Origin of the sequence: Kitasatospora sp. NPDC058965 (assembly GCF_042741245.1) — a bacterium.
Lineage (GTDB): Bacteria > Actinomycetota > Actinomycetes > Streptomycetales > Streptomycetaceae > Kitasatospora.
In genome coordinates this window covers 1-8,956 of record NZ_JBHYKG010000327.1, presented here as the reverse complement: position 1 = coordinate 8,956, position 8,956 = coordinate 1, and the positions used below count along the sequence as shown (strand labels likewise).

8 protein-coding genes are annotated in these 8,956 nt (G+C 72.0%); 4 read left to right on the top strand and 4 right to left on the bottom strand.

Features of this window, described 5'->3' with window-relative positions; genetic code table 11:
* The coding region (locus ACFW1A_RS34285; RefSeq protein ID WP_380416093.1) for a carotenoid oxygenase family protein at nt 1-216 on the top strand (216 nt) is incomplete at its 5' end.
* A 26-nt stretch (nt 217-242) separates the two neighbouring features.
* On the opposite strand, the gene ACFW1A_RS34280 is transcribed toward ACFW1A_RS34285, so the two are convergent.
* Together ACFW1A_RS34280 and ACFW1A_RS34275 are read right to left on the bottom strand one after the other, a co-directional pair.
* Nucleotides 243-1,061: a PAS domain-containing protein gene (locus tag ACFW1A_RS34280; protein WP_380416091.1), complete on the bottom strand. Its 819-nt coding sequence runs from the start codon at nt 1,059-1,061 to the stop codon at nt 243-245.
* Nucleotides 1,062-1,100: 39 nt separating this feature from the next.
* Nucleotides 1,101-1,961: a TauD/TfdA family dioxygenase gene (locus ACFW1A_RS34275; protein WP_380416089.1), complete on the bottom strand. Its 861-nt coding sequence runs from the start codon at nt 1,959-1,961 to the stop codon at nt 1,101-1,103.
* 180 nt (nt 1,962-2,141) lie between these two features.
* On the opposite strand from ACFW1A_RS34275, the gene ACFW1A_RS34270 reads away from it, so the two are divergent.
* Nucleotides 2,142-2,567, top strand: a complete 426-nt coding sequence (locus ACFW1A_RS34270; RefSeq protein ID WP_380416087.1) for a RidA family protein — start codon at nt 2,142-2,144, stop codon at nt 2,565-2,567.
* Nucleotides 2,568-2,601: 34 nt separating this feature from the next.
* Here ACFW1A_RS34270 and ACFW1A_RS34265 read toward each other — a convergent pair whose 3' ends face one another.
* Both ACFW1A_RS34265 and ACFW1A_RS34260 read right to left on the bottom strand, forming a co-directional pair.
* Nucleotides 2,602-3,273: a hypothetical protein gene (locus tag ACFW1A_RS34265; RefSeq protein WP_380416085.1), complete on the bottom strand. Its 672-nt coding sequence runs from the start codon at nt 3,271-3,273 to the stop codon at nt 2,602-2,604.
* Between the two features lie 146 nt (nt 3,274-3,419).
* The gene (locus ACFW1A_RS34260; protein WP_380416083.1) at nt 3,420-5,789 is read right to left on the bottom strand and encodes a beta-galactosidase; all 2,370 of its coding nucleotides are present in this window, start codon (nt 5,787-5,789) and stop codon (nt 3,420-3,422) included.
* A 232-nt stretch (nt 5,790-6,021) separates the two neighbouring features.
* Here ACFW1A_RS34260 and ACFW1A_RS34255 point away from each other — a divergent pair, with 232 nt between their 5' ends.
* Complete coding sequence (locus ACFW1A_RS34255) at nt 6,022-8,364, top strand: RICIN domain-containing protein (protein ID WP_380416081.1); 2,343 nt, start codon at nt 6,022-6,024, stop codon at nt 8,362-8,364.
* Between the two features lie 315 nt (nt 8,365-8,679).
* Nucleotides 8,680-8,956, top strand: a 277-nt coding sequence (locus ACFW1A_RS34250; RefSeq protein WP_380416079.1) for a hypothetical protein, incomplete at its 3' end; no start/stop codon positions are given.

Sequence of the window (8,956 nt, the reverse complement as noted above, 5' to 3'; positions counted from 1 at the left end):
CCCGGCCGCACGCCGGGCGACGCCGCCTTCGTCCCGGCCGACGGAACCCCCGGCGGACCCGGCTGGCTGATGGCCTTCGTCCACGACGCGGCCACCGACCGCAGCGACCTGGTCGTCCTGGACGCCGACGACCTCGCCGCTCCGCCCGTTGCCACCGTGCACCTGCCCCGCCGCGTCCCGGCCGGCTTCCACGGCAACTGGCTGCCCGACGCCTGACGGTTCGCCGGACGTCCGGCGAACCGCTACACGGTGCTCGGCCCCGGCCGGGCGAAGACCTGGGCGCCCCAGCCGCCCGGGGTCGCGACCAAGCGCTCCGCCATGACGGGGAGTTCGGGCGACTGCGGACCCAGCCGGGCGATGTCGATGTTGATGCAGAGGAAGGCGACCAGCCCGAGGACCTTGTCCTCCAGCGGGATCGTCGTCGCCTTGATCACCTTCCCGCCGGCCGGGTCGTGCAGCCGGTAGGCGACCTGGGCACCGCGCCAGTGGCGCTCGTACGCGCGCACCACGTCCTCGCCGAACTTCGAGACGGGATCGCCCTCCCGCCGCCCGGTGATCGAGTTCCTGATCGTGTAGACCGAGTTCAGCGGGTCCCGGGTGTCGTGCAGGACGAACTCGATCGGCAGGCCGGCGAAGGTCTCCCCGAGCGCGTTGGTGAGCTTGCCGAACTGCTCCAGCAGGTGCTCGCGCTGCGCCCGCAACTGCGCCGGCTCCACCAGCCGCCGGTAGCGCCGCCCGTACCTGCGGCGCACCCGGTCGATCGCCGCCAGCGCCGCCGGGGAGGCGTGCACCACGGCGGCGTTCCGCTCGGCCAGGTACAGCAGGTCGATCGCGCTCCTGGGCTCGTGGTGGCGCAGCAGGTAGGCGCAGGCCTCGATCAGCTCGGGGATGTCGAGGGCGATGGTCCCGTCCGCGCCGACCTTGATCGGGTAGTTCTCCAACTCGGCCAGCGGTCGGCCGTCCAACAGCGACTCGGCCCTGGGCCGCCAGGCCTGCAGCGCGCCGGTGACCAGGACACCGGCCACCGCACCGGCCACCGCACTCAGAATTTCGGTCAGCATGTTCCCCCCTGTCCCCGTGGTTCCCGGTCCGGTTCCCCGTCAGTCCCGGGCCAGCAGCATCCGCACGAGGCAGCGCCGCCTCGCACCGTCCGTGAAGCTCCCCCGGCCGTGCAGCACCACCCGGTCGTCCAGCACCAGGAGTTCGCCGGGCCGGAGCGTGTGCGCGTACCGGAGCCCGGGCCGGGCCAGCACCTCGTCGAGCGCGTCCAGTGCCGCCACCTCGGCCGCCGGGAGAGGCGTTCCGGTCACCAGCTCGGCCATGTCGATCCGCTGGCGGTTCCAGTGCACCCGCGGCCGCGGCCCGGCGACCTCGAAGACCGGGACCCGGACGACCGTCGAGCCGCCGGGCGGGGTCACGTGCGTGCGCTCGAACGGGAACGGCCGGCACAGCAGGGCGAACTGGTCCGGGGCCTCGCGCCGCAGGACCTCCATCGCGGAGACGGCGCTGACCAGGGTGGTCCGGCCGCCCTCCTCGGCGGACTCCACGCAGAGCAGCGCGGACACGTCGATCTCGTGGTCGTACGGCCGCATCGCCCCGTCGTTGTGGATGTCGATGACGTCCCGCGATTTCGAGGTGTAGACGCCTCGTCGGAATCCACCGTCGGACCGGAACCGGTGCGTCCCTTCATCGCGCACGAGCCATCTCGGCGTGGCATTCTCCGGCGGCCCCTGGAGCAGCAGCCGACCGATTCCGCCGAGCAGGTGGGCGGCGGCGTCGGCGGATTCCTCGGGCCGGGACGCGTCGACCGGGAATCCCGCCACCACGGCGAACCCGAAACGGGAGTCCAGCGCCTCGGACAACCGGTCGCGCACCGCTTCCGGATCACCGCCCCAGGGGATGGACCACGCGGTGGATGCCGCCGCCTCCGCTCCCCACCAGCCCCGCACGGCTCCGATCATGTGCAGCCCCCCGACCCGTAGACGAAGTGCACAGGAAGGCCCGACGCCGACGTGGCGCCCGGTCGATGATCAAATTGTTTGAGCGCAGCGCAATGCAGCAAAATAACACACCGTCAGCAGGCTTCCCGGCAATTCCGTGAATCCGCCGGAAACGGCCTCCGATTTGGGTAGGATCCCCACATGTCAGAGATGTATGCGGGATCCTTCGATCAGCTGGACGGAATTTCCGGCGCACCTGCCCCACCGGTCACCCTGGGCCCCTACTCCGCGACCGTGACGGCCGGCGGACTGGTCTTCGTCTCGGCCCAGGCCGGTGTCGACCCGGACACCGGCGCCGTGCCCCCCGGCGGCTTCGAGGCCGAGTGCAAGCAGGCCTTCGCCAACCTCGTCCAGGCCGTCGCCTCGGCCGGCGTCGGCGCACCCGACATCGTCAAGGTGACGGTGCTCTACTCGGAACCCGACGGCTTCCCGACGGTGAACTCGGTCTTCGCCTCGTTCTTCCCCGAGCGCCCCCCGGCGCGGACCTCGGCCATCGTCCAACTGGCCGGCGGAAAGCGGATCGCCGTGGACGCGATCGCGGTGGCGGCGGACCGCGGGCGGGCCTGACCCCTCCCCGCCCGGCTCCTGCGGGCCCGCCGCGTCAGAGCGAGGCCACCCAGCCGGCGACGCCCACCAGCAGGCAGCCGCCGGCGGCCACCGCGCACCCCAGCGCGGCCCACAGTCCGTACCGCACCGCCCGGTTGTTCCGCGGCAGCAGCCCGGCCCGGATCCGCCGTCCGGCCGGAGCGTCACCGAAGCCCGCGCCGACCGCCATGCCCAGCAGCCAGAGGCCGAGCGGCCCGGCCGGCAGGGCGGCCAACAGCCCGGCCAGGTCCCCGGAGGCGTCACCGAACCCCTCCGGGTGGCAGGCGCCGCCACCGTACCGGACCGGCAGCACCGCGCCGATGTCGTGCCGGCCCGCGAGCGCCGCGTCCCGGACCGGTGTGCGGCCGTCGTCGGGCCGGAAGGTGCCGGCGCAGGAGGTGATCAGGCCCGGCTTGGCCGAGTCGTCGCCCCAGCAGCGCTCGACGGTCAGCGCGCCCGGCCGCCCGGTCAGCCCGGCCGCGTACCGGAACGAGGTGGCGGCCGTCCGCCCGCCCTGGACCGCGAACACGGCCACCCCCAGGGCGGCCAGGAGCAGCAGCGCGCAGGCCAGGGCCCAGCTGCGCCGATCGGGGTTGTCGAACGGCCCGGTCCGCGTCGCCGCCGCCCTGCCCGGCCGCGCACCGCGGCCCCGGCCGGCACGCTTGGCCGGCCTCTTCGTCCCGCTCATGTCCGGCCCCCCGAGGTCGTGGCGCCCCGTCAGGGTCGGGGCGGCCGGGGACGATGCTGCCAGACCGTGCCGCCCCGGCCGCCGCCGGGTCCGCGGCCGGGGCGCTCGGGCCGCCCCGTCCCGTTCCCGGTCGACCTGATGGAACGTCAGATCGCCACTCCCGTGACACCCAGTTCGGCGGCGCTGGTCCACGGGCCCCGGTTGCCCGCCTCGGTGAGGGCGCGCAGGCGCAGGTAGCGGCCCGGGGTGGTGGGGAGCGTCAGGGTGGTGCGACTGGCGGTGTCGGCGAGGGTGCCGGTGGCCACGGGCGCGCCCCACGCGGTGGTGGAGTCGGAGACGTAGATCTCGTAGCGGCCGATCCGCCCGTTCGCACTGCCGTCCTGGCGCGGCAGGTAGGAGAAGGAGTCGACGGCGTACCGGGCGCCGAGATCGAGCTGGATCTCGTGCGGCAGCGGGGCGTTGAGCGCGGACCACTGGGTGTGCCAGAAGGTGGCGGGGTTGCCGTCGAAGGCGTTGCCGGCCGCCCCGTTCTCGGCCGCGGTCTCCTGGCTGTCCACGTACACCAGGCGCCAGCCGGCCGGACCGATCGCCGGGGAGCCGACGGCGGGTCCGGCGAGGGTGGACTGCAGCGTGAGGGGCAGCGGGTCGGTCTGGTGCAGGTCGAGGACGATCACCTCGTTGAGGCCGGCCCGGAGCCACGGCGCCGGGCAGTAGAGCCGCTGCTGCGGGCCGATGTTCCAGTAGCGGCCGAGGTTGCGTCCGTTGACCCAGACCACGCCCTTGGTCCAGTGCGAGAGGTCGAGGTACGTGTCGGCCGGGGTGTCGATCCGGACCTGGGCGCGGAAGAAGATCCCGGGGCGGTGCGGATCGGTCACGGTGGGCTGCAGGCCCGCGACGAAGGCGTCGTCCAGCGGCAGCGAAGTGGTGGTCCAACCGGTCAGCGGGGCCGAGCCGTTGACCGTGACGGTCTCCAGGATCCCCTTGCGGTCCACCAAGGCGTGGCCGTAGTTGGTCCGTCCGAGGCCCTCGACCAGGATGTCCAGCTGCGGCGACCCGCTGACGCCCGACGTCCCCAGGGTGAGGGGGTTGTTGGCGGTGGCGATGTTCAGGGCGGCGGTCACCGCGGCGGGCAGTGTCTGGCGGTAGAGGCCGCCGGCGTAGTGGCCGTCCAGGAAGACGGTGGCGTAGTCGTGCACCCAGCGCACGGCCAGCGGCCCGCCGGTGTACCCGGTCAACCGGCGGCTGTAGAGGATGAGTCCGGAGTTCTGGCCGTAGCTCTCCATCGGCTGCGGATCGACCGTGCGGGCGGCGGGCAGCGGCGCCGGCAGGTTGTCCCAGAGCGAGGCGTGGCGGGCGGGCATCAGGTCCAGGCCGCCGGCGCGGGCGAGGGTGGGGACGGGATCCGGCACGGCCGGCGGCGGACTGGTCAGGTAGCCGGCGATCAGGGTGCGGTACCGGGTGTAGGCGTCGGTGGCCCGGCCCTGCTCGGTGACCGGCGCCGCGTAGTCGTAACTGGTGATGTCCGGCTGGTAGTTGCCGGACGAGTCGTCCGCGTTGGCGCCGGCGGTGAAGCCGAAGCTGGTGCCGCCGTGCAGCATGTAGAGGTTGAAGGAGAGCTTCGCCGCCATCAGGCCGCGCAGCGTGCCGGAGATGTCGGTGCCCTGGCCCTGGAAGGTGCTGTCGCCCCAGTGGGTCAGCCACCCCGGGTACACCTCGCCGGCCATCGCGGGCACGGTCGGGTAGTCGCTGCGGGCCTGGGCGATCGAGGCGGCGTCGCCGCCGCTCAACCCGATCGCACCACCCGTGACCACGGTGTGGTTGGCGGCCACCTGCCCGATGCCGTCCTGGGTGTAGAAGGGTCCGTGGACCCCGCCGGCCAGCCAGAGTTGGCGGATCTCCTCCAGGTAGGCGGCATCGCTGCCGTAGGAGCCGTACTCGTTCTCGACCTGCACCATCAGCACCGGGCCGCCGTTGTCGATCATCAACGGCTCGATCAGCGGGACCAGTCGGCCGTAGTACCGGGTCACGGCGGCCATGTAGTGCGGGTCGTCGGCGGTCTTCACCCGCAGCTTGATGTACGGGTACTGCAGCAGGTACGGCGGGATGCCGCCGAGGTCCCACTCCCCGCAGACGTAGGGGCCCGGGCGCAGCAGCACCCACATGCCCTCCTGCTGGCACAGCTTCAGGAAGGAGACGATGTCGCGCCGGTCGGTGGTGAAGTCGAAGACGCCGGGGGACTCCTCGACGTAGTTCCACATCACGTACGCCGAAACGGTGTTGAGCCCCATGGCCTTGGCCATCCGGATCCGGTGCTGCCAGTACTCGACCGGGATCCGGGCAGGGTGCAGCTCGCCGCTGCGGATCTGGAACGGGGCGCCGTCGAGCAGGAATCCGCTGCCGTCGGGCGTGAAGCTGCACCGGGAGGTCGCCGCACCCGCGGGCGCGGGTCCGGTGGTGGCCAGGGCGGTGGTCGCCGCCGTGATGAGGGAGAGGGAGAGGAAGCGCCTGCGATCCATGGTCGTCTCCACGATCGGTGTCGGGGGTAGCGCCGGGTCCCGAGTGAATATGGGTCCCTTGCTCTCGCAAGTCAACACAATGAACCAGAATCGACCAGACATCCTCCGGGCCGCGGTCTTGTCGACTGCCCCGTGATGCTCAATACTGCTCGCTAGCCGGGCCAGTGGTCTAGACCCTGCATCAGATCGATCAGATCCTGCACTTTCCCCGCTCCCTCACCTTGGGCAGGTCATGCGATCCATCAAATCCAAACTCGGCGCTGCGCTCACCGTCGCGGCCCTCCCGCTCTCCTTCCTGCTCCCGGCCGCGGCGGCCGTCGCGGCCCCGGCGGCCGCCGGCTCGCCGCCCACCACCGTGCCGGCGCTGCGCAGTTGGACCCCCGCCACCGGGTCCTTCAGCTTCGGCGCCGCGGGCCGGGTCGTGGTCGATCCCGCCTACGCCAGCCAACTGGCCGGTGACGCAGCCACGTTCGCCACCGACCTGACCGCCCTGGAGGGCCGCACGGTCGCGGTCGCCCCCACCGGCACCGCCGCGGCGGCCGGCGACATCACGCTGACCCTCGGCGGCAGCCAGCCCGCCGAGGGCTACCGGATCACCGTCGGCACCGGGATCACCGTCCAGGGCTCCACCACCACCGGTGAGTTCTGGGGCACCCGGACCGTGCTGCAGTGGCTGCACCAGGGCTCGACGGTGCCGGCCGGCACCGGCACCGACGCACCCGACAAGAGCGAACGCGGCCTGATGATCGACACCGGCCGGAACTTCTTCCCGGTCGACTGGGTCGAGAACCAGATCCGCGAGATGGCCTACCTCAAGCTCGACTACCTCCACCTGCACCTGTCGGACACCTTCGGGTTCCGCCTGGAGAGCAGCACCCACCCGGAGATCACCTCGGCCCAGCACTACTCCAAGCAGGACATCGCGAACATCATCGCGCTCGGCAACCAGTACCACGTGGCCGTCGTGCCGGAGATCGACATGCCGGGGCACATGGACGCGATCCTGTCCGGCGAGCTCTCGATCGGCAAGGACTACCGCCTCAAGAACAGCGCCGGCACCGCGAGCAGCAGCTTCATCGACATCACGATCCCCGGCGCCCGCACCCTGATGAGCGACCTGATCACCGAGTACGAGCCGCTCTTCACCTCCTCCGCGTACTGGCACATCGGCGCCGACGAGTACGTCACCGACTACTCCTCCTACCCGCAGCTGCTCAGCTACGCCCAGGCCGCCTACGGTGCGGGCGCCACCGCCAAGGACGCGTTCTACGGCTTCGTCAACTGGGCGGACTCGCTGGTGCGGGCCGGCGGCAAGACGGCCCGGATGTGGAACGACGGGATCAAGGCCGGCGACGGCACGATCGCGCCGAACGCCGACATCGTCGTCGAGTACTGGTACAACTACGGCCTGACGCCCGAGCAGTTGATCGCCGCCGGGCACACCGTCGCCAACGAGTCCTGGGACCCGACCTACTACGTCTACGGCGGCGCCAAGCCCGACACCACCTGGATGTACCAGACCTGGACCCCCGACCTGTACCAGGGCTCCAACACCATCACCGACCCCACCCGCAACCCGGGCTCGCTGCTGCACGTCTGGTGCGACAACCCGGGCGCCGAGACCGTGGCCCAGACCGCCGAGAACCTCAAGTACCCGCTGCGCGACCTGGCCCAGCAGACCTGGAACTCGCCCAAGCCGGCGAGCAGCTACGCCGCCTTCGTGCCGCTGATGGACGCGGTCGGCCGCAACCCGCTGTACCCGGTGCCGGTGATCCAGGGCGACCTCGCGCAGGGCCGCCCGACCACCGCGTCCAGCACGGAGACCGCCGCCTTCCCGGCCGCCGACGCCACCGACGGGGACCTCGGCACCCGGTGGTCGAGCCAGTACACCGACCCGACCTGGCTCCAGGTCGACCTGGGCAGCACCCAGACCGTCAACCGCGTCGTGCTCGCCTGGGAGGCCGCCTACGGCAAGGACTACCAGATCCAGCTGTCGAACGACGGCACCACCTGGACCACGGTCTACACCCGCACGGCCGGTACCGGCGGCACCGAGACGCTGACCGGCTTCACCGGCAGCGGCCGCTACGTCCGGATGAACGGCACCGCCCGCGGCACCCAGTACGGCTACTCGCTCTACGAGTTCGAGGTCTTCCACGACACCGGGATCAACGGCGCGCACACCGTCAGCACCGGCGGCCAGGCGCTCGACGACCCGGCGAGCTCGACCGCGACCGGCACCCAGCTGATCGGCTGGACCCTGCACGGCGGCGCCAACCAGCAGTGGACCTTCACCCAGCAGGCCGACGGCTCCTACCAGGTGGTCAACGGCGCGTCGGGGCTGTGCGCCGACGTGAACGGCGGGTCGACGGCGGCCGGCGCCGCCGTCATCCAGTGGACCTGCACCGGCAACTCCAACCAGCACTGGCGGCTGACCGCACTGCCGGGCGGCGGCTACACGATCGCCTCGGTCAACAGCGGCCTGCTGCTGACCGTCGCCTCCACCGCCAACAACGCGGCGGTCACCCAGCAGGCGGACACCGGGTCGGCGCTCCAGCACTGGACGATCGGCTGACCCTCCCGGGCGGGTCACCCCGACCCCGGTGACCCGAGCGGCGCCTGCGGCGAACCCTGCCGCGGGCGCCGCGCCATGACGTCCCGTCACCGGTACCAGCCAGGCCTTTGACTCGGCATTCATCGGGTAAATCTGCCGTATGCGCCAGGTAGTTTCCGGATTTTTCGCTACAGACCTTGCCCATACATCGGATGTCCAGCATGCTCCGTGGAGTCGACTCGCCCGGGATCGACTGTTCGTCGGCCGCCCCGGACCGCCTCGTGCGCGGCCGGGCCGACCGCCCCTCGTCCGCCCCCGACCCGGAAAGGCGTTCCCGTGACCCCACGACGCCTCGGCAGGCACCTCCTCGTCACCGCACTGACCGGCTCCCTCGCCCTCGCCGCCCTGACCGGCACCAGCCGGGCCGCCTCCCAACCCGGCGCCCTGCGGGTCGGGTTCGGCGGCTCCTTCTCGCTCGGCAACGGCTACACGGCGGCGACCGGCGAGACGCTCGACGGCTCCCTCACCCGCCGCACCGGCGGCGAGACCATCACCGCGGGCTCCGGCGTGCAGCTGGCCGGCGGAACCCAAGGACTCTCCTTCCAACCCGCGA